The organism is Levilactobacillus huananensis (assembly GCF_003946145.1).
Taxonomy (GTDB): domain Bacteria; phylum Bacillota; class Bacilli; order Lactobacillales; family Lactobacillaceae; genus Levilactobacillus; species Levilactobacillus huananensis.
Genome location: NZ_RHOC01000001.1, coordinates 112,933 through 134,461, shown reverse-complemented (window position 1 = coordinate 134,461; position 21,529 = coordinate 112,933). Strand labels below are relative to the sequence as shown.

Sequence of the window (21,529 nt, the reverse complement as noted above, 5' to 3'; positions counted from 1 at the left end):
TTGTTCGCTCCAAGTCCACCGTTTTAAAACGGCAATCGAATGTTTACATTATAGCATAGCTCACTCTAATTTTTTCGATAAAAAAACGGTAAGAACCGCATTTAAGTCGCGATTCTTACCGTTTTTAAAATTTTAGTTTAGAAATTACTTCCGTGAAGCAGTCTTCCGCTTCTTAGCAGCCTTTTCCCGTTCGCTCGTGTTCAGAATTTGCTTCCGCAGACGAACGTGTTCTGGGGTGATTTCACAGTATTCATCTTCATTGATGAATTCCAATGATTCTTCCAGAGACATCTTCAATGGTGACTTAACCTTGGCAATATCCTCAGAACCGGCAGCCCGGACGTTGGTTTGGTTACGGCCACGCGTGATGTTGACAGAAATGTCATTGTCACGACTGTTTTGACCAATAATCATCCCTTCGTAGACTTCAGTCCCAGCGTCGGTAAAGATCGTTCCACGGTCTTGAACGGCCATGATAGCGTAAGTCGTTACCTTACCAGAGTTAATTGAAACCAAAGTCCCGTTGTGACGACCTGGGTTCCAGTTCTTGATAACTGGCAAGTACTTGGAGAAGGTATGGTTCATGATCCCGTAACCACGGGTTAAGGATAAGAATTCAGTTGAGTAACCGATTAACCCACGAGATGGGGCTAAGAAAGTCAAACGAGTTTGACCGTTACCAACGGCTTCCATATTCTTCATCTCACCCTTACGTTGTGAAAGCGTATCGATGATTGAACCAGTGTATTCGTCAGGTGTATCGATCTGAACAGATTCGAATGGTTCGCAACGAACGTTGTCGACTGTTCTGTAGATAACTTCAGGACGGGAAGCTTGCAATTCGTAACCTTCACGACGCATCGTTTCGATCAAGATGGACAAGTGAAGTTCACCACGACCAGAAACGACCCAGGCACCAGGATTATCGGTGTCATCAACACGTAAGGAAACATCGGTATGCAATTCACGCTTCAAACGTTCTTCGATTTGACGAGACGTTACGAACTTACCTTCACGACCGGCAAATGGAGAGTCGTTCGTCCGGAAAGTCATTTGTAACGTAGGTTCATCAATCCGCAAGATTGGAAGTGGTTCTGGCGTATTAGGATCAACCACCGTTTCACCAACGTTGATTTCATCCATCCCAGAAACAGCAATCAAGTCACCAGCTTGGGCTTCCTTGATTTCCAAACGCTTCAATCCGAAGAAACCAAACAACTTGGTAACCCGGAAGTTTTGCTTCGAGCCATCCAACTTCATAACTGAGACGCTATCGCCGACCTTGATCTTCCCACGGAAGATACGGCCAATTCCGATACGACCAACGAAGTCGTTGTAATCCAGCATGGCAACTTGGAACTGTAAAGGTTCGTCGGTGTTGTCAATTGGAGCTGGAATGTGCTTAACGATAGTGTCAAAGATAGGCTTCATCGTGTGCTCTTGGGTATCTAGTTCTGGATCGTAGCTGGAAGTTCCGTTCATTGCAGAGGCGTAAACCACTGGGAAGTCCAATTGGTCTTCATCGGCCCCTAATTCAATAAAGAGATCCAAAACTTCGTCTACAACTTCAGAAGGACGGGCACCTGGACGGTCAACCTTGTTAATAACAACGATTGGCGTCAAGTGTTGGTCTAATGCCTTCTTCAAAACGAAACGCGTTTGTGGCATCGTTCCTTCGTAAGCGTCAACGACTAACAGAACGCCGTCAACCATGCGCATGATCCGTTCAACTTCACCACCAAAATCGGCATGTCCTGGGGTATCCAAGATGTTAATTTGCTTGTCGCCATAACGAACGGCAGTGTTCTTGGACAGGATCGTGATTCCCCGTTCCTTTTCGATTGCATTGGTATCAAGAGCACGGTCCTCGATTGACGCGTGTTCGTCCAACGTATCGGATTGTTTCAGCATTTCGTTAACCAGGGTCGTCTTCCCGTGGTCAACGTGGGCAATGATGGCAATGTTGCGGATATCATCTCTGATTTTCAAGTGTATTTCTTCCTTTCGTGCTTGGTGAATTAGATGGATCACGGCATGCTTACATCAGTAAGTACGCTTTATTGTAGCGTCAATGGTCGGCAAAGTCCATCCATACCGGCCGGCCGCATAAAAAAACTGTGACAGTGTCACAGTGAGACGTCATCTTCTTCAATTTGGAGAATATCACGTTGCGCTTTTTTCGTCGCTACTAGTACAAGGTTAGATGATAGCATATTGAGCGGCCGCCCGTCAATAGTTGAGACCCGAACGTCTAAACAATTCAAGAGAATCTGACCAGCTGCGATATCCCAAGGCTTCAGGTGAGAAATATACCCCACCGTCTTTCCTAACAAGCAGTTGATGATTTCGATCCCCGCACTGCCGTAAATCCGCATTCCCGAACTAGCATGAACAATGGCTTGCATGTGGGCAATATCGTGAATCACGATGGGTGAACTGGCTCCCATGAGGCCCTCGGCCAGTGGTAAATCCATTGGATCTGCCAGCTGATCTTGATTAGCCCAAACACCACCTACGGTCAACCCACCATGATACAAAACATCCTTCATGACATCATAGATAAAGCCAAGCTGACCAACACCATCTTGGTATATACCAATCATCATGGCAAAATTATCATGTTGCTTGACGAAATTCATCGTGCCATCAATGGGATCGACGATCCAGACCCGTCCCTTTAGGCTGGTCGGGTGATCTCCAAAGCCTTCTTCGCCCAAAATGCGAGCCTCAGGATCGATCCGCCGAATCTCACGAACCAAAAACTGTTCATTCTCGCGGTCCACATTAGTCACGAGATCTTTGCGGTTAGTCTTCTCGGCTACGGTTAAAGGAGACGCCATGCGATCGATGACCCGTTGTCGGGCTGTTTGAAGCACGGCCACCACGTCACGATCCAGTTGTTGCCAATCCTGCGTCATTACCCCCGGGCCTCCTTCATCTTGACCTTGCCACCATGTTCTCTAGCCTGCTTAACCGTCTGGTAGATGCTATAACCGGACACCCTTTCAAAATCTCGACCAAGCTGCTTTTCCTCAAACTTCTGAGGAACAACCGTTTGGAATGCCCGATAGGCCGCGATAATATCTGTTGCTGAGACGCCCTGGCTCAATTCATACGCATCCTCCACGCACTGATAGAGCGACGTGACCGCTACGATATCGGTCGTAGACCAATCCACTTGCAATGGGTATTCATAATTACTATTCGACTTCACCGGTTATTTCCCTCCGTTTGTTGTCCTTCAATTTGTTCAATTTCCGTACGGATCGTTTTAATCTGAACCGCAAACGCCTGCTCTTCATCTTCAGAAAGTACGAGATTAGTCAGGTGTTTGACCCCCTTCTTCCCCACTAATACTGGGGTAGCCGCCGCATAAACGGGAGCTTCTTGATGAATATTGGTGACAGAGGCAATCAATGGTTGGTCCGCAAAGTTCGCTTGTAGGAGACGAATCAGCGCCATATCACGCAAGATGGCCTGATCGCCAGCTGCTTCACGTTCTAGCCAACTACTCATTTTACCCAAATCATCAGCATCAAAGTTGGCGTCAGCGTTCGCCAGATACATGAGAATTGGGGCCGGGCCCACATAAGTTCGACTCCAGGCCGCGATGGGCTGACTAGCTGTGCCAACCACAGCCGCTTGAATCACGGCTGCCCCCACACCCAATCGTTCTGCCAGACGGTAGGTTAAAAGTCGGGTTAAGGGATAGGTACCAAGTCCCCAGATTTGACTGGCCGGCAATCCAGAAAATTTCCAGGCAAAGTAGGCCAAGAGTTCGTCTTGTTCTCCTGAAAAAACAAGTTGACCAGCAAAACCATTTTCAACAATTCGTTTGATCAATAATCGTAAATCATCAACTCGCGACTGTAAGGTAGCGTCCTTTAAATTACGGTCAAGCACGACCATCCAGGTCGCCTGGCCATAGTCGCTGGATGTGCCCACTCGAATACTCAAATGTGGACACAAGGCACTGGCCACCACCAGCGACTGATATCGTGGGGTGTCCGTTGTCGTATTCGGCATAACCACACAATCAAGTGGCAGGTCAGTGATCAGAAGCTGCTGTAGCAACTGACTGGCTTGATCAAAATTCCCTTGAATCAGTAACGTTGGGTTCATGGTGACCCTCCTTTAAATCGTCATATTTAAACCACATAGTTCCATTATAAATAATGGGTCCCGGATAGCAAGCGCAACTACTTTGCGAAGTGCCCTCACCGTAACATCTCTGCCACACAAAAAACGAGGAACCTAAGCCCCTCGCTTTTCTGCAAAAATAGAGTTGTCGTGCGCCCACTAAATGTGGGTTGGAAAGCCTAACGCAATATCGGCAGCTTCCTGAATTGGTTCATTTAATGTTGGGTGTGGGTGAATCGTCAAGGCAACATCCTCGACATTCATTCCCCCATTAACGATTAAGGATAATTCACCAGCCAAGGTGCTGGCTTCCGGTCCTACAACCTGAGCCCCAACAACGTTTTGATTCTCGTCATCAGTATAGACAAACCGAACGAAGCCATCGGGTGCATCCAATGAGACGGCTCGCGCATTCCCAGCAAATGGGAACTTTGAGGTCTTTACCTTCAAGCCCTTGTCCTTAGCTTCAGCTTGGGTGTAACCCACCGTAGCCAATTCTGGATCGGCGAAACAAACTGCTGGCACACTAGTCCAGTCGTTTGCCGTCTTCTTACCAGAAATGGCACCAGCAGCCGTCTTTCCTTCCGCGAAGGCCTTGTGAGCCAATGCGGCACCCGGAACGACGTCACCGACCGCCCAAATGTGCTCTGACGCAGTGCGACCTTGTTGGTCAACCTCGATCAAACCACGCTTGTCTAATTTGACGTTGGTGTACTCGAGACCCAGCGTATCAGTATTTGGCCGACGACCAACGGTAACCATACAGTAATCCGCCTTAATCGTCGTTTCCTTACCGTCAACCGCATAGGTGACCGCAACGCTCTGATCATCTTGGCTAGAACTCTTGGCCATCGCGTTAGTAATAACATCGATGCCCTTCTCCTTTAGCTTCTTGAGGACAACGGCAACCATGTCCTTTTCAAAGTTAGGTAGAATTGAACCTGTTCCTTCGATAATGGTGACATGGGCGCCAAGACTAGCATAAGCACCAGCCAATTCAGTCCCGACGTACCCCCCACCAATAACTACAAATTCTTTAGGAACTTCTGGCAGGTTCAGGCCACCGGTAGAATCCACCACACGACCTTCGAATTTAAATCCAGGAATTTCGATAGGATGACTTCCGGTAGCGATAATGATGTTATTAAATTCAAACGTCTGGCCGGTATCCGTCGACATGAATTGTTTTTCGCCAGTTGGCATGACACGAAGTTGGGTGTCACTGAGGAACACCGCTTCACCATTAACGACGTCGACGTGGTGTTTCTTCATCAGCATTTTAACCCCGCTGGTCATCCGATCAACAACCTTGGTTTGCTTCCACTGTTGCGTTTGTTTGAAATCAATCGTCGCTGCTTGGGTTGAAATACCGTAAGTAGACCCATCCTTAGCTTGTTCCAAACGGTGACCCGCTTGAATCAACGCCTTGGAAGGCACACAACCAACGTTGAGGCAGACACCGCCCAGCGTATCAGACTTTTCAATCAATGTGACCTTTTGGCCTAATTCAGAAGCGCGAATCGCGGCAACGTAACCGCCGGGGCCGGCACCAACAATGACGGTATCCTTTTTTTCAACATCTGCCATATTCCTGTCATCCTTCCATTAAAAGCATTTCTGGATCATGAAGCAAGGCTTTCAATTCATTTAAGATATTCTGAGCCAAGGCCCCATCGATTAATCGGTGGTCATAACTCAATGATAACTTCAACATACGACCAATTACGATTTGATCATCCTCATTGACGTATGGTGCCTTCTCAATTCGACCAACCCCTAAGATAGCTACTTCAGGTTGGTTGATGACTGGTGTGAACCAGCCCCCACCAATTGAGCCAACGTTACTGATTGTAATCGATCCACCGGCCATTGAAGCAGGTGACAACTTGTTATCGTAAGCCGCTTGACTATTCTCGGTGATTTCCTTAGCAATCTGGAACATTCCCTTAGCATCCGCGTTCTTGATGTTTGGGACGTACAAACCGTGTTCTGTATTCGTGGCAATCCCAATATTGTAGTAATGCTTCGTGACAATCTCTTGCGTCGTGTCATCAATCGAGGCATTCAATTCTGGGAAGTCCTTCATAACGGCGACCAAGGCCTTCACGATGTATGGCAAGAAGGTTAAGTGAATATCGCGGTCGGCGGCAACTTGCTTGTACTTCTTCCGGTTAGCCATGAGCTTAGACACTTCGACCTCGTCAAATGACGTGACATGTGGCGCGATGTCTTTAGAAGCCCGCATACTTTTGGCAATGATCTTCCGCATTGGGGACATTGGTTCACGCGTCTCCAATTCAGGACGGTCGGCATTCCAAGGCTTGATAGCCTGGCCCGTAGCCTTAGCTGTGGCCGGGGCACTAGTAGCGGCCTTGGCAGGAGCTGCGGCTGGTGCGACGGCACCGTTAAAGTTATCGATGTCAGCCTTCAGCACTTGGCCATGGTTCCCGGTTGGGGCAACTTGCGTAATGTCGACGCCCTTGTCGCGGGCATACTGCCGAACCGAAGGCATCGCCATCACGAGCTTATTGGGATCGGACGCGGCTGGCACACCCGTTGGGGCAGCGGCAACCGGTGCGGGACTCGCAGCTGGTGCTTCTGGTGTTGGTTCTGCTGGGGCAGCATCTGCAGCTGGAGCATCAGCGCCCTTACCCAAGTCAGCTGGGGTGTCAGTGCCATCGTCGATCACGATGAGTGGGTCACCAATTTCAACGGTGTCCCCTTCCTGGGCAACGATCTGAGCAACCTTCCCGTTAACTGGGGACGGTAATTCTGAAACCGACTTATCGTTTTGGATTTCGACTAATGTATCGTCTTCCTTGACGGTATCTCCTTCTTTAACAAGCCATGAAGAAATTTCACCTTCGGCCATTCCTTCACCAAGCTCAGGGAGTTTGAACGTATAAGCCATGGGAAAACTTCCTTTCTTTCATTAGAATACGAATAATCCCACATTAATTTATTTTTAAACGGGAATTTTAATAGGTAAAGATTTCACGTGCTTTCGCTTCAACATCGTCCGCATTTGGAATCCAATCGTTTTCAGCCTGGGCAAATGGATAGACACTATCTGGGGCTGCTACCCGGCCAATTGGTGCATCCAAGGACATGATCTTTTCTTCGGCAATATCAGCCGCAACTGTGGCTCCAACCCCAGCCATCCGTTGGGCCTCTTGAACAATAACCACTTTGTGGGTCTTGTCGATGGAAGCAAAGATGGTATCGGTGTCAATCGGTGACAAGGAGCGTAAGTCAATGACTTCAGCTGAGATATTATCCTTAGCCAAAGCATCGGCCGCCTTCAAGGATTCATTCACTTCGGCACTGTAGGCCACGATCGTGATATCGGTCCCCTCGCGAACGACCTTAGCAGAGTCTAATGGAACGGTATACTTTTCATCTGGAACTTCAGCCTTCATCGACCGGTAAAGCTTCAAGTTTTCCATGAAGAGAACGGGATCGTCACTTTCAACAGCTGAGATAATCATCCCTTTAGCGTCATAGGGGTTGGCTGGCGTCACAACTCGTAGTCCTGGGGTACTCGTGAAGTAATTTTCCAAATTATCAGCATGCATTTCGGCGGTATGAGTTCCGCCACCAAATGGTGTTCGTACCGTCACAGGAAAGTTCTTCTGTCCCCCGAAACGATAGTGGTCACGAGCTAATTGACCCACAATTCCATCCATTGCTTCGAACGTGAAGCCCATGAATTGAATTTCTGGAATTGGCCGCCAACCAGTCAGTGACAATCCAATAGCCAATCCGAGAATTCCAGATTCAGCTAATGGCGTATCGAAAACTCGGTCTTCACCATACTTGTCTTGCAGGCCAACAGTGGTCCGGAAAACCCCACCGTTCTTACCCACGTCTTCACCAAAAATCAAAGTCTTCGGATCGTCGTTCAAAACTTGATCCAAACCGGAAGTGATCGCTTTAATATATGTCATTTTAGCCATGATTACTTCGACTCCTTTGCTTCGAATTCTGCAATTTGCTTCTTAACAGCCGGCGTTGGCACGTTATACGTCCACTTCAAGAAATCGGAGACCTTCTGTGCAGGTGCAGCTTCTGCTTCCTTCATTGCTTGTTTGAAGTCATCTTTATAATCGGCAACTAATTTGTCTTCTTGATCCTGTGACCAGATACCCTTATCAGTTAACACTTTACGTAACCGAATCAGTGGGTCGGCATCAAACCAAGGCTTTTCTTCTTCTTTAGTCCGGTAGCGCGATGGATCGTCCCCTGCTGAGGAGTGCGCGCCGTAACGATAAGTTAGGGTTTCAATCACAACGGGGCCATTGCCAGCAACAGCAAAGTCTCTGGCAGCCTTAGCCACTTCGTGAACCGCGACGATATCCATCCCATCAACTTGAACGGAAGGAACACCCATGGCAACCGCCTTTTGAGCCAACGTTTCCGCTGCGGTTTGTTTGTAACGAGGCACTGAGATGGCCCACCCATTGTTTTGAACAAAGAAGACTGCGGGTGCTTGGAAAGCACTGGCGAAGTTAACCCCTTCATACCAGTCCCCTTGAGAAGTCCCACCATCACCGGTGTAAGCAAAGGCCACACGGTCTTCATCTTTATTCTTCTTAATACCCAAAGCAACACCGGCAGTTTCAACATATTGTGCCCCGATGATGATCTGAGGGAAAATCATATTTGGATTCGGGTGTTGACTTCCTTCAACATGACCCTTGGACCACAGGAACCCTTTGGCAACGGTTGTACCGTGCTGAATCATTTGTGGTAAATCCCGGTAGGCAGGTAACAGGAAGTCTTGTTCCTTAAAGGCAGTTACACTCCCCATCTCACTGGCTTCTTCACCAGCGGTTGGCGCATAGAAACCGAGGCGGCCCTGACGAGAAAAGTTCATGGTTTGTTCGTGTAATGTCCGTTCCCAAACCATTTTCTTCATAAAGTCTACCAGTTGATCATCTGAATACTTCGCAAGAATCTCCGGATCAACCACCGTACCTTCCCGGTCAATGACTTGTACCGGGTGCTTATACGGATCGGCCATCGTAGCTTTGATTTTGGCAAAGTCTACAATCTGTTTGCTTCCATTAGCCATAAGTAACACTTTCCTTTCACTTGATATGAAATTGTTAACAAGAGTGAGTTAACTGTGCGTTTCCTGACTACAGTTATAAAGTACCATTTTTTCACACCTCTTGCAAGCCCTTTCATTCATGTGAATAAAGGGTTTGTGCTACTTTTCACATTTTGATTGTGATCGTCCGTTTTCTTGGTTTTTTAACTCAAGAAACCATTTTCTAACCGTTTCATTTTCAGTAGGTTGTATGTTAAAATACAAGGTAATTATGATTAAATTTCGGAGGTAATGCTCGTGTTTCTCATGAAAGATATTGTTAGAGACGGTGATCCTGTTCTACGTCAAGAAGCCGCAGACGTTGTGTTCCCCCTCTCTGAAGAAGACCAACAACTCGCTAAGGACCTCATGGAATACCTCGTGGTATCTCAAGATCCTGAACAATGTAAAAAATATGGCTTGCGGGCCGGCGTAGGTCTGGCAGCGCCTCAGGTCGGGGTTTCCAAGAAAATGGCCTCTGTCCTTGTTCCTGCCGCCGAAGAAAACGGCAAGTCACCTTTCACAGATGTCATCATTAATCCGGTCATCGTGTCAGAATCTGTTCAACAGGGTGCCTTGACAGAGGGTGAAGGGTGCCTCTCCGTGGATAAGGATGTTCCAGGCTTTGTTCCTCGCCACGATCGCATTACTCTGCGTTATTACGACGTGAATGGTGAAAAACACCAGGTACGTTTGAAAAACTATCCGGCCATTGTTTGCCAACATGAAATCGACCATCTTCACGGGATGCTCTTCTACGATCATATCGACAAGGACCAGCCTTTCGGTCGTGATGAAGATACAATTATGATTGATTAAATCAAAAGCTCTGAAGATTTCACATCCTCAGAGCTTTTTTGTGACCTAATTTTAGACTGCTGGATCATTCAATTTTTTTAAATCTTTTAAATACTCGACTGTGGATTCATTCATTAAGTAGGCAACGTCTAAATGGAGATGATTTTCATATTCCCAAATATCGCTAACGATAAATGCTGATCCTGTTCCCACGGATTTAATTTGATGATCGGCACTGTAACTAGCCAGGGCCAGATTCAAAGCTTGCTCTAGCTCTGGCAAACGTCGTTCAGTATCCATGGCAGCGGGTAAGCTGTACTCAAATGCCATAACCCCTCTCCCCCACACATCAGCGACAGTCTCGGCACGTTGAATTTGTGCCTCATCTTCGCTGAGAACCTGATCATTGACCAGCCGTTGCAAGGCCGCTTTAACTGCCATATCGGTATCATCTTGAGCCGACCGCCGGACAATCCTTGTTGCGCGTTGGACAATCATCCGGTGAATCATTTCGTAAACGACAATGGCAATGATAATCCCAATGATTATTTCTATTATTAATGCCATGGTGTCTCCTCCGTTCACTTCGCGTTAGCTTAATCATAGCATGTTTTTCGGTCTAGGGGTAATTCTATACAATCACCTGAAACTATGCTAAAATTGTGCTAATTGTTGTGTAAGCAACCCGCAGTTCGGAAGGACATAAATGATTCACCTCTCTAGTGGTGAATTAAATTATTTTTTAAAGGAGTTTTGTCAGTGATTTATAAAGTTTATTATCAAAACGATAAGAAACGGAATCCTAAGCGCGAGGAAACCCATTCTCTCTACTTGGAAGCGGACACCGAAGTTGAAGCCCGTGCCCAAGTTGAGGCCCATACAGACCATAACATCGAATTCATTGAAGCCATGGAAGGTAAGACCCTGGCTTACGAACAAGAGAATCCGAATTTCAAATTAACGGAGTTCACTGAATGAACAAGTTAAACGTCAAAAATAACGAGACTGCTATCTTTGGCGTGGGTGGACTTGGTGAAATCGGGAAAAATACTTACGGTATCCAATTTCAGGATGAGATTGTTCTGATCGATGCCGGAATCAAATTTCCTGAAGACGAACTATTAGGGATCGATTATGTCATCCCCGATTATCAATATCTCGTTGAAAACCAATCCAAGATCAAGGCGCTAGTGATCACCCACGGCCATGAAGACCATATTGGCGGTATCCCGTACCTACTCAAGGCCCTTAACGTTCCGGTTTACGCCGGTCCGTTGGCCTTAGCGTTGATTAAGAACAAGCTTGAAGAACACGGATTACTTAAATCGACTGAGTTACACACAATTGACGATGATACTGTGCTGAAGTTTCGGAAGATGATCGTGACTTTCTTCCGGACAACCCACTCCATTCCCGACACTTTAGGGATTGCCGTGCATACTCCGGTCGGAACCATCGTGGAAACCGGGGATTATAAGTTCGATCTGACACCCGTTACCAACCAGCCGCCTGATCTTCAAAAGATGGCCAAGTTGGGAGCCGACGGTGTTTTGTGCTTGATGTCTGATAGTACAAACGCTGAACGTCCAATCTGGACCAAGTCTGAAAAATGGGTCGGTAAGTCAATCCGTAAGATCTTTGACCAAGTCGAAGGCCGGGTTATCTTTGCCACCTTCGCTTCAAATATCTCCCGGATTGAAACCGCCTGTGAAACTGCTCTGGCTCACGGTCGTAAGATCGCGGTCTTCGGTCGTTCCATGGAAGCGGCAATCGTTAATGGTCGCGAATTAGGCTACTTGAACATCCCTGACGAAGCATTAGTCGATGCCAACGCCATTCGCTCCCTACCAGCTAACAAAGTCATGATTCTTTGTACCGGTTCTCAGGGTGAACCCATGGCGGCCCTTTCACGGATCGCTAATGGCACCCACCGTCAGATTTCAATCCAACCCGGTGATACTGTTGTCTTCTCTAGTAATCCAATCCCTGGTAACACGATTTCTGTGAACCGGGTGATTAATGAACTGGAAGAAGCCGGCGCTACCGTCATTCATGGGAAGGTTAACAACATCCATACCTCTGGACATGGTGGCCAAGAGGAACAAAAACTGATGCTTCGGCTGATGCAACCGAAATTCTTTATGCCAATTCATGGGGAATACCGGATGTTAAAGATTCATACTGAATTAGCTGAACAATGTGGCGTTCCTCTCGATCACAGCTTTATCCTCCAAAATGGAGATGTTTTGGCTCTGACTAAGGATTCTGCCCGTGTTGCTGGCCACTTCAGTGCTGGTGACGTCTACATCGACGGTTCCGGAATCGGTGACATTGGCAACGTCGTCTTGCGCGACCGTCAATTACTTTCCGAAGAAGGACTCGTGGTTGTCGTAGCCACTATCGACCTGAAGAATCAAGAAATCAAGGCCGGTCCTGACCTCCTCTCCCGTGGATTTGTTTATATGCGGGAATCTGGTGAGTTACTCAATGAAGGTCGTCGTCGCGTCTTCCAGACGATTCGCAGAGCCATGCGAAATCCAAAGGCAACCGAGGCTTCCATCCGTAACGCCGTCATTGATGACCTTCAAAACTTCCTCTTTGCGAAGACTGAACGTCACCCAATGATTTTACCAATGTTCATTATGACTAAGTAATCTACAAACGACACCTGAGACTCGTTCTCCGGTGTCTTTTTTGTGGTTAATCTGACCGCGTTTCTTACGACAATGGAAAGTTCCAGGGGAATGACTAGGCAGTCAAACGGTTTTCGTTTATAATGGTTAAGATTAATCATTGAGAGGAGAAGTACGGTGAGTGTCCAGTTCTATATCATCCTAAATGAACACGCGGGTAGTGGCCACGCCAAAGAGGTTTGGCCAGCTATCAAGCAACAACTCGACGCCGCTGCGGTCCCCTACGAAGTGGCGGTCTCAGAGTACCCTAACCATGCGATTTTACTTAGCGAACAATTTGCTAAACAACTCCCCGACACCCCTCACCAAGACCGAGTGGTTCTCGCTGTCGGCGGTGACGGGACTCTTCATCAAGCCATCAATGGGCTCACCCGTTTACCCCGTCATTACCGAATCCCAGTCGCTTATATTCCGATCGGTTCGGGGAACGACTTCGCTAGAGGCGTCGGCATGGCCATGGATTGGCAAACGGCCCTTAAACAAGTGATCCAGTGTACGCATGCAACTGATATCGATATCGGCAGCTACGACGAAACCATTAAACAGGAACGCGGTGTCTTTACCAACAACCTGGGGATCGGGTTTGATGCCGCGATTATCTCCCAGGCCAATCAGTCGAAGGCCAAGGTGTGGCTGAACAAGCATCACCTGGGTTCTCTTTCCTATCTGGCTTCGGCACTGAGCGTCTACTACAATCAGACGGGATTCACTTTGACGGTACATGTCGGCAACCAACGGGACATCTACCCGAATGCTTTCCTGGTCACCACCACCAACCATCCCTACTTTGGGGGTGGCGTGGGTATCGCTCCAGGAGCCACGGTTCACGATCATCAGCTTCACTTAGTCGTCATTGAGAAACCTAATTTCTTTAAGTTAATCTGGTTAGCCCTACGGCTCGTATTTAAGCGTCATTTGACGTCTAAGGCCGTTCACTACTATCAGGCATCCAATATCCACCTCACCGTTCCGTCCATCGAATACGGACAATTAGACGGTGAGGAGATGGGGGGACGCTTCTTCGATGTTTACGTCGGCGTCACACAGTACCCCTTCTGGTTCGACACCACGATTTAACGATAGCCACGAAAAAAGGTCAGGACATAACGTCCTGGCCTCTTTTCGTGGCTATCTAAACCATTATTTGTTTGTTTAATCTTCCGAAGCAGCCATTGCTTCCAGAATCATGTCCAGCTGAGCACATTTATCCGACAGTGAGTTCATTTCTTCACCATAATGGGGTTCAATCCGTACGGTATCCTCACTGGGACAAATGCTCTCCGATTCCTTCCGTTTTAATGTCGCCAACTGGTTGTTAGCTTGCCGATATTCTTCCAGAATCTCTACTCGATTACTCATCCTTCAACAACTCCTTTAACCAACTATAGAATTTTTTAACACGTCTATAAATGACTAAAAGGAATCATACCACTTGCCTGTCGATTTGTTAACGATTTTCTTAACTTTTGTTCACGAAAAGGTAAAACTGGCTAAACAACCGGCAAATGGCCGCAACAGTCTACTTCAATGTCCCAGCAAATGACGGCATAAAGTACTTACTAATCTGTTGAACCTTCACGTTGTCCCCTGGTTCGGGTGCGGCAACGAATTGGTTATTCCCTAAGTAGATCGCATCATGATACGTCGCCCCAGAATTCCCCCAGAAGAGGATATCCCCAGGCTTAGCAGTCCCAACGGAATGCTTCGTAACGAAGGCTTCTTGAGAGACTGTGTTATGTGGTAAGTTCACACCCAATGCGTTCTTGTAAACGTAAGCCACTAAACCAGAACAGTCCATCCCACTGAGTGAGGACCCACCCCAAACATATGGAATATTGGCAGAGGCTAACTTCAAAGCTAATCCAGTCACAGAACCACTGGATAAGTTCGTGTTGGTCTGAGCACTCGATGATGAAGATGAACTTGTCGTAGTCGTCGATTGACTCGCCTGTGAAGCTTGCTTCTTAACGGCTGATTGCGTGGTCGTCTTGATCCGCTTTGTCTGACTGGTTGCCGTAGCATTCTGGCTACCAGTTTGTGTGGTCTGTTGTGTTTGACTAGAGCTAGCTGGTTGGCTCACACTAGTCTGTTGACTCGTCTGGCTTTGTTGTTGGCTAGGCTGAGCTTGTTGAACCTGACTAGAACGTGACTGCTGGCTCACACTAGACTGACTGGCAACGTTAGATGATGCTTGACTAGTCTGTGATTGACTGTTTTGACTAGCAGATGATTGTGACACAGGCGTCGTTTCAGCAACTGCGGCGCGTGTATGATTTTCAGTACGAGCACTGGTTGAAGAACTCGTCGTGGCTGTGCTTGATGATGATTGGCTTACACTAGCTGCTTGTTGCTTCTGCTGCTTAGCCGCTGCGGCCTGTTGTTCGGCAACGATTTGGGCCTGAACAGCATTGGCCTTAGCGGTACTCTGTTTCTGTTGCGTGGTTGATGTTGCTGCTGGTGTGGTCGTGGTATCGGTGGCTGCCTTGGCAGCCCCGGTAGGCAAGGTCAATTGCTGACCGACGCTCAACATATCCCCTGATAAGTGGTTAGCGGCTTGCAACTGCGCCACGGAAACGTGGTAGGCTTGCGCAAGATCCCATAACGTATCCCCGGACTTAACCGTAATCGTCTTTTTGCTCTGTGATGACTTAACTTGTAATTTCTGACCGACAAAAATCATATCTGTTGAACTGTCAATTGAATTCTGCTTTTCAAGGTCTTGAATGGACACACCCAATTTTTGTGAAAGCGCCCAAACAGTGTCCCCAGCTTTAACTTGAACGGTATCCGCATTCGCAGTAATGGTCGCACCTGCTGCTAACGCCCCAATGGCACTAACGACTCCAACAACTGCTTTGGTTTTTCGTTGTCCTGTACTCATCTTCACCAACACGTCCTTTTATGACTTTAGATTTTCAAAACTTGTGAACCCAACCTGTCGAAAAGAAAACAGGTGATGTTCGTTCATAGTAAATACGAATCACAAATTAATATTACCACACGTTTTCCCAGTTCCTTGTGAATAATTAAGAATTTCATAACTAGTTTTACTCATTGAACTGACGTTCCCTAATTCTTCAATCAATTACCAATCGATCGTTGAAAGCCTTGATACCACGGTAAAAAGCGGTTACATTTGGCGAACTCACGTTCATTTTCATTAGCGAACTATCTTGTTTAAAATGATTGGTAATGCATAAACTTCCGTAATTTGATTTCAATTGCATCCTACAAGTTCCCGTTGAAGACGCTTTATGTAAGTTACAATCGTTTCGATTTGCCTAAAGATTGTGAAATTAAAATTTGGACACAAAAAAACGGGAGAATTTCCCCCGTTAATTTGTTATCTCACTAATCTTACGCATTTCCACCAAAGATGCCACTGAAGAACGAAACTACCTTATGCCAAATCTGGACAAAGAAGTTTTCGGCTTTTTGGGCATCCGCACTGTTGGCGAAATCCTTCACGCTAGCCATTTTATTCCCAATACTATTAGCTAGGTTGTCAGCCACATTCGTGACGTTTTTAATATAAGTCTTACTGGTTGAAACTGGAGCTGATTGAACCTTGCTCAGAGCAATCGCAATATTGGTAATCTGCGTTGAACTGGTTTGATCCGCAATCCCCTTCTTAGCCAAGGCCTTTTGTAGCATAGCCTCGATATCCGACTTAGTGGCAAGGTCGTTGCCATTCTGACGTTGTTTGGCCAGGTCGGATGAGACATCCCCAACCGCTGACATCAACTTACCAGGATACTTGTTATCCTTACTGTTGCTATCAATAGCCGGTTGTGTGGCATCGAGCACGCCATTAGCCGCTTGTGTATTTTCAGCATTCAAAGTTAACCCATCCGCCGCCAGGGCCTTGTAAACCCCAGTTAGTGCTGACTCGCCGGAAACTGATTTGTCAGCGGTAACAGTGATAATGACATCCTTCACCCCGGCCATCGTGGCAACCATGGCGTATTGTTGCGAGGTTACTTCAGTGATGTTGTTCTGACCATCATAGTTAGCGATATTGACCTTAACACCACTTCCTGGATCGGCAGGCGCTAACGAAACAGAACTAATCATACTAGCATCCGTCGTTCCTGCTGAATTCAGATACTGTGCATAGTCGCTCCCGTTAACCGTGAGTTCAGAATAGTTGGATTTGGCCCCTAGGGCTTCACTCACCTTACTTTTGTCCTCACTGGCTAACCCAGCGCCGTAAACCACGTAAGCCTTCGATAAAGCCTTAGTCTGAACAGTACTGCCACTCGAAGCTGAAGAACTGCTAGCGTCCGTCGCGTCCGCATGAACTACGAGCGTCCGATCACTGAAACCGATTCCCAGTCCCAGTGTTGCCACTGTCAGACCAATTAATAAACGTTTTAACTTCATTAGTTTGCCTCTCTTCTCACTTGATTGACTTCCCTGTGACCTCAGTATAGCACGGTCCAAGTCTATCCTGACGAAACGCCCATGAGCTTAGAGAATTCTTCAAACATCTCGATTATTGCCAGAAACGCCGTGAACCCGCATATTCTGAGGCTAATTTTGACGCCGCCATCTTAATCTTCTGAACAGGTTCTCCTGGCTTTGGCGCATGCAAGAGACAGCCCGATCCGGCGTAGAGACCGACGTGATGAATGTCACCAGTTCCATGATTCTTCGCAAAGAAAACCAGGTCTCCAGCGGTCAATTCTTCCGGAGCCACTGGATAGCCATTGGCGAACTGATCACTGGCATCCCGAGGAATCGTATAGCCCAACACGCGATGTAAGCTGTAGATTAATCCAGAACAGTCAAACCCGGCCGGGGTCAATCCTCCCCATAGGTAAGGTGTTCCTAGAAATTGTTCGGCCAAGGAGAGAAGCCGACTCCCATCATTCACACCACTCACGCCAATTTTGGCGGCCCGAGTCGCAATCTTTCCCGCCCCAAGTGGCGTCAGCACATCAATCCATTGATCGTCTTGACCAGTTGTTGTGAGCATGGTTCCCATTGGTAACTCTAAACGGGGTTGTTTGTCAGGCCCCAACAGTGTCGTGTTTGGTTGAACCAAACGCACCGTTGTCGTGGGGTAATCCAATTCGGCATCACTTTCAGTTAACTGTGAGAGCGGAATCCAACCGGGATAACCACGTCGTTCCAAACGATTGGGTTGTCGGGTCACAAAGACCTTTGCCCAGCCATCGACCTGTTGGTCCAAAACGACGCGGTCATTAAACAGGGCTTCGGTCACGAGCGCCTCGTCATCCGACAAGCGCTGCAAGTCCGTCGGCTTACGAGTGGCCAACCAGGTCGTGAGATCGCCTGATTTGAGATACGCCTGGTCGCCCTTACCAACTGCCTTTGGCGATGACCATACCAACGCCGTCGGCACCTTGATCCGTCTAATTTCCATTAAAAACCGCCTCCAGTTTCTTTACCCCCAATATACCAATAAATGGGCTAACTTACTAGGCCCGCCCCAATGAAAAAGACCGAGTTAGCTGCGGAAGGCTAACCCGGTCAAGAGGACATCACGTGAAATTATTTAAGTTGCAAGTAGGCTTGCAAGACCTTGTCCGGCGTAAACCCAGCCATGGCAATGACTTCTTCGCCCTTACCACTGGCCCCAAAGTCATTCTGCGTGAGGGCTACCCCATCGAGACCAACGAACTGATACCAGCTAGATCCACTGGCCATTTCGATCGCCACTCGACGACGAAGCTTCATTGGCAAGACAGATTCTTGGTAGTCACGACTCTGGTCATTAAAGGCTTCGAAACTTGGAATTGAGACAACGCGAACGTCGTGACCTAACTCTGCTAAACGTTCCTGTGCGTTTAAAGCCAATTGCACTTCAGACCCGGAAGCCATCAAAATTCCTTCGGCCTCATCCTTAGCATCGCGAACCACGTAGCCACCCTGGTTAACCCCAGTGTGAACCTTGGCTGCTGGCAATGGTAAGGTTGGCAAGGCTTGTCGTGTCAACACTAAAGCTACCGGATGATCCGTTGTCTCAAGTGCGGCTTCCCAAGCAGCGGCCGTTTCATTACCATCGGCTGGCCGGAAAACGGTCAGATTCGGAATGGAACGCAAGGCAGCCAACTGTTCCACAGGTTCGTGGGTTGGACCATCTTCACCGACTGCCAGAGAATCATGCGTGAAGACATAGATTACCGGCAATTGTTGAATGGCAGCCAACCGCAGAGCGGGTTTCATGTAATCTGAGAAGACGAAGAATGTTGACCCATAAACGCGAGTCCCACCATGTAACGCAATTCCGTTCATGGCTGCGGCTTCAGCAAATTCTCGGACCCCAAACCAGAGATTACGGCCCTGCCGATTTGTCGGACTGAACCGTTCCTCATCAGCCACCGCCGTCTTGTTAGAACTAAACAGGTCGGCAGATCCACCCCACAAGTTCGGGCAAGCCTTACTCAACTGTTGCAGAACCTGTGACCCACTAGCTCGCGTAGCCAAAGCATCCTTCTTGTAATATGTTGGCACACTTTCGGCATAGTTAGCGGGAAGTGTCTGACTAACCCCCTGAGCAAATTGCCGTGACAAGTCGGGCTCAGCCTTCGAGTACTGAGCGATTAGACTAGACCATGACTGATGGTTCGCCCAACCACGTGCCTTGATCGTACTCATAAAGCGTTCTGTAACAGCTTCGGGTACCGTGAAAGGATCTTCAGTCCAGTGATAGAAGTCGCGGGTTGCTGCAAGCTCATCATCACTGAGTGGTGCGCCATGAACCTTGTTAGTTCCAGCCTTAGGGCTCCCGGCCCCAATCTGTGTCTTCACCTCAATCAAGGTTGGGCCGCCCGTGTTTTGCTTAGCGGACCGAATGGCCGCGTCAATCGCCTCAAGATCGTTACCGTCTTCAACACGAGCGTAGTTCCACCCGTAACTCTGGAAACGTTCACCAACGTTGTCATGGCTAGCGTTAATCAATGGACCATCCAAGGAAATATCATTTGAATCATATAAAACGATCAGACGATTCAATTGAAGTTGTCCGGCTAAACTCGCAGATTCAGCCGCAACCCCTTCAAGTAGATCCCCGTCACCACAGAGGGCATAAGTATAGTGGTCGACCACGTCGTAATCGGGACGATTGTATACGCCACGTAAATGACTTTCGGCAATGGCCATCCCAACAGCCATCCCAATCCCCTGACCCAGTGGACCCGTGGTAGCATCAACACCAGGTGTCACCCCATATTCAGGATGCCCGGGGGTCTTGCTGCCTAATTGGCGGAAGCTCATCAGGTCTTCACGCGTAATTGCAAAACCACTCAAGTGAAGTAAACTATAGAACATGGCTGAGCCATGACCGGCAGATAACACAAAGCGATCGCGGTTGAACCATTGTGGGAAAGATGGGTCAACGCGTAAGTGCCGTGAAAATAGCACATAGGCCATTGGAGCTGCGCCTAACGGTAAGCCCGGATGCCCAGAGTGTGCCCGAGAAATCATATCCATACTTAACATTCGCACGGCCGTAACGGCTTGGGTATCCACATCATCAAATTTGATTGGTGTTGATTGTTCATTCAACATTTGTTAATTAACCTCACTTTAGTCAACCGGACGGGTCACGGTCAACGGAAATTTATAGATAGGTGTCCAAAACACGCAAGGAATTCTCCCTGGCTTTCATAACTATACCAATTCATCACAAGCAATGCAACTATCTTGCAGAAAGTTATTACAGGGCGGTTTATAATTAAGTTAATCTTTAATATTCAGATAGACCGCTTCGATGACGTTGCAACCGGTTGTCTTATTTGGTCACAAAAAAACGATCCCTTTCCAACAAGATTGGAAAGGATCGTTTAACTTACAAATTAGTTTTCAGTACACCCTATTTGCTAGCTTCGATCACTTGATCGTAGGTTGGAATTGAAGGCATAGCACCTAATCCTTGAACCGTCAATGAACTAGCACGTTGTGCGAAGACCAAAGCCGTTTCAATATTGCTCAGATCTGGCTTCAATTGTGAACTCAAGGCACCAATAAAGGTATCACCAGCAGCGGTTGTATCAACAGCCTTAACCTTGAAGGCTGGCACGAAGCCAGATGCCTTTTCAGTCGCATAGTAAGCACCTTTGCTCCCAACCGTGATAATCAGGTTCTTAACGCCCATTTCACGGAATTTCTTAGCATTGGCGTCCATTGAGGCAACATCAGTCACTTTAATTCCAGTCAGATCGGCACTTTCAGTCTCATTAGGCACAACCAAATCGGTGAAAGTCAACAATTCAGGGCTGATTTCAGCAGCTGGTGCTGGATTCAGGATCGTCGTCACACCATGCTTCTTTGCCACCTTAAAGGCAGTTAAAGCAGCGGCTTGTGGTGTTTCGAATTGAGTGATCAAAAAGTCTTCGTTGGCAATGTCATCTTCATCAGCCAACACTTCTTTTTCTTCAATCTGTTGGTTAGACCCACCATAAACCAAAATACTGTTTTGACCGGCTTCATCCAAGAGAATGAAAGCAGAACCAGTCCCAACGGTTTGGTCCGTCACGATAGCACTGGTATCAATGCCATCGTTTTGAAGAGATTCAACCATGAAACGACCAGCCTCGTCGTTTCCTACCTTACCGATGAACCGTGTTTCAGCACCGGCGCGGGCAGCGGCAACAGCTTGATTCGCACCCTTACCACCGGCAGCGCTACTCTTGTTTTCAGTTGATAAAGTTTCACCAGGTAACGGCATACGAGGTACCCGTAAAGTTGTATCCACATTAAGACTTCCAAGAACAGTTACTTTATTTGCCATAAATAAATTCCACTCCTTAACCAAATTCCGTTCGTAAAACGTTTTACT

At 47.6% G+C, this 21,529-nt stretch carries 19 protein-coding genes; 4 read left to right on the top strand and 15 right to left on the bottom strand.

What is annotated here, in order from left to right; genetic code table 11:
• Positions 1–144: 144 nt before the first annotated feature.
• From typA to pdhA, 8 genes are all read right to left on the bottom strand, one after another.
• Positions 145–1,989 carry a translational GTPase TypA gene (gene typA / locus EKM71_RS00645; RefSeq protein ID WP_125572762.1) on the bottom strand — a complete coding sequence of 615 codons (1,845 nt, stop codon included), beginning with the start codon at positions 1,987–1,989 and terminating at the stop codon, positions 145–147.
• Positions 1,990–2,126: 137 nt separating this feature from the next.
• Positions 2,127–2,918 carry an inositol monophosphatase family protein gene (locus EKM71_RS00640; RefSeq protein WP_125572761.1) on the bottom strand — a complete coding sequence of 264 codons (792 nt, stop codon included), beginning with the start codon at positions 2,916–2,918 and terminating at the stop codon, positions 2,127–2,129.
• Positions 2,918–3,214 carry a UPF0223 family protein gene (locus tag EKM71_RS00635; protein WP_125572760.1) on the bottom strand — a complete coding sequence of 99 codons (297 nt, stop codon included), beginning with the start codon at positions 3,212–3,214 and terminating at the stop codon, positions 2,918–2,920. The genes EKM71_RS00640 and EKM71_RS00635 overlap by 1 nt, the downstream gene beginning before the upstream one ends.
• Positions 3,211–4,122 carry a Rossmann-fold NAD(P)-binding domain-containing protein gene (locus tag EKM71_RS00630; protein ID WP_125572759.1) on the bottom strand — a complete coding sequence of 304 codons (912 nt, stop codon included), beginning with the start codon at positions 4,120–4,122 and terminating at the stop codon, positions 3,211–3,213. Before EKM71_RS00630 ends, EKM71_RS00635 begins: the two co-directional genes overlap by 4 nt.
• Positions 4,123–4,299: 177 nt before the next feature.
• A complete protein-coding gene (gene lpdA / locus EKM71_RS00625) occupies positions 4,300–5,727 on the bottom strand; it encodes a dihydrolipoyl dehydrogenase (RefSeq protein ID WP_125572758.1) in 1,428 nt (475 codons plus the stop codon).
• A 7-nt stretch (positions 5,728–5,734) separates the two neighbouring features.
• Positions 5,735–7,051: a 2-oxo acid dehydrogenase subunit E2 gene (locus EKM71_RS00620; RefSeq protein ID WP_125572757.1), complete on the bottom strand. Its 1,317-nt coding sequence runs from the start codon at positions 7,049–7,051 to the stop codon at positions 5,735–5,737.
• A gap of 67 nt (positions 7,052–7,118) precedes the next feature.
• On the bottom strand, positions 7,119–8,096 hold the full coding sequence (locus EKM71_RS00615; protein WP_125572756.1) for an alpha-ketoacid dehydrogenase subunit beta: 978 nt from the start codon (positions 8,094–8,096) through the stop codon (positions 7,119–7,121).
• 2 nt (positions 8,097–8,098) lie between these two features.
• Entirely contained in the window at positions 8,099–9,214 is a 1,116-nt protein-coding gene (gene pdhA, locus EKM71_RS00610) for a pyruvate dehydrogenase (acetyl-transferring) E1 component subunit alpha (RefSeq protein WP_125572755.1), read from the bottom strand.
• 276 nt (positions 9,215–9,490) lie between these two features.
• On the opposite strand from pdhA, the gene def reads away from it, so the two are divergent.
• Complete coding sequence (gene def, locus EKM71_RS00605; protein WP_125572754.1) at positions 9,491–10,051, top strand: peptide deformylase; 561 nt, start codon at positions 9,491–9,493, stop codon at positions 10,049–10,051.
• 51 nt (positions 10,052–10,102) lie between these two features.
• On the opposite strand, the gene EKM71_RS00600 is transcribed toward def, so the two are convergent.
• Entirely contained in the window at positions 10,103–10,597 is a 495-nt protein-coding gene (locus tag EKM71_RS00600) for a hypothetical protein (RefSeq protein ID WP_125572753.1), read from the bottom strand.
• A gap of 192 nt (positions 10,598–10,789) precedes the next feature.
• On the opposite strand from EKM71_RS00600, the gene EKM71_RS00595 reads away from it, so the two are divergent.
• The 3 genes from EKM71_RS00595 to EKM71_RS00585 all read left to right on the top strand — a co-directional run bounded on the left by EKM71_RS00595 (position 10,790) and on the right by EKM71_RS00585 (position 13,800).
• A complete protein-coding gene (locus EKM71_RS00595; RefSeq protein ID WP_125572752.1) occupies positions 10,790–11,008 on the top strand; it encodes a DNA-directed RNA polymerase subunit epsilon in 219 nt (72 codons plus the stop codon).
• Entirely contained in the window at positions 11,005–12,684 is a 1,680-nt protein-coding gene (gene rnjA, locus EKM71_RS00590) for a ribonuclease J1 (protein ID WP_125572751.1), read from the top strand. The genes EKM71_RS00595 and rnjA overlap by 4 nt, the downstream gene beginning before the upstream one ends.
• 156 nt (positions 12,685–12,840) lie before the next feature.
• Complete coding sequence (locus EKM71_RS00585; RefSeq protein ID WP_125572750.1) at positions 12,841–13,800, top strand: diacylglycerol/lipid kinase family protein; 960 nt, start codon at positions 12,841–12,843, stop codon at positions 13,798–13,800.
• Positions 13,801–13,875: 75 nt separating this feature from the next.
• On the opposite strand, the gene EKM71_RS00580 is transcribed toward EKM71_RS00585, so the two are convergent.
• From EKM71_RS00580 to rbsK, 6 genes are all read right to left on the bottom strand, one after another.
• Complete coding sequence (locus EKM71_RS00580) at positions 13,876–14,082, bottom strand: hypothetical protein (RefSeq protein WP_125572749.1); 207 nt, start codon at positions 14,080–14,082, stop codon at positions 13,876–13,878.
• A gap of 160 nt (positions 14,083–14,242) precedes the next feature.
• Positions 14,243–15,604, bottom strand: a complete 1,362-nt coding sequence (locus tag EKM71_RS00575; protein ID WP_125572748.1) for a LysM peptidoglycan-binding domain-containing protein — start codon at positions 15,602–15,604, stop codon at positions 14,243–14,245.
• 476 nt (positions 15,605–16,080) lie between these two features.
• Positions 16,081–17,106 (bottom strand): DUF1002 domain-containing protein, encoded by a 1,026-nt coding sequence (locus EKM71_RS00570; protein ID WP_125572747.1) that lies wholly within the window; start codon positions 17,104–17,106, stop codon positions 16,081–16,083.
• 112 nt (positions 17,107–17,218) lie between these two features.
• Complete coding sequence (locus tag EKM71_RS00565) at positions 17,219–18,112, bottom strand: C40 family peptidase (protein WP_125572746.1); 894 nt, start codon at positions 18,110–18,112, stop codon at positions 17,219–17,221.
• A gap of 128 nt (positions 18,113–18,240) precedes the next feature.
• Positions 18,241–20,259 carry a transketolase gene (gene tkt, locus EKM71_RS00560; RefSeq protein ID WP_125572745.1) on the bottom strand — a complete coding sequence of 673 codons (2,019 nt, stop codon included), beginning with the start codon at positions 20,257–20,259 and terminating at the stop codon, positions 18,241–18,243.
• Between the two features lie 304 nt (positions 20,260–20,563).
• Entirely contained in the window at positions 20,564–21,481 is a 918-nt protein-coding gene (rbsK, locus tag EKM71_RS00555) for a ribokinase (RefSeq protein ID WP_125572744.1), read from the bottom strand.
• Positions 21,482–21,529 lie beyond the last annotated feature (48 nt).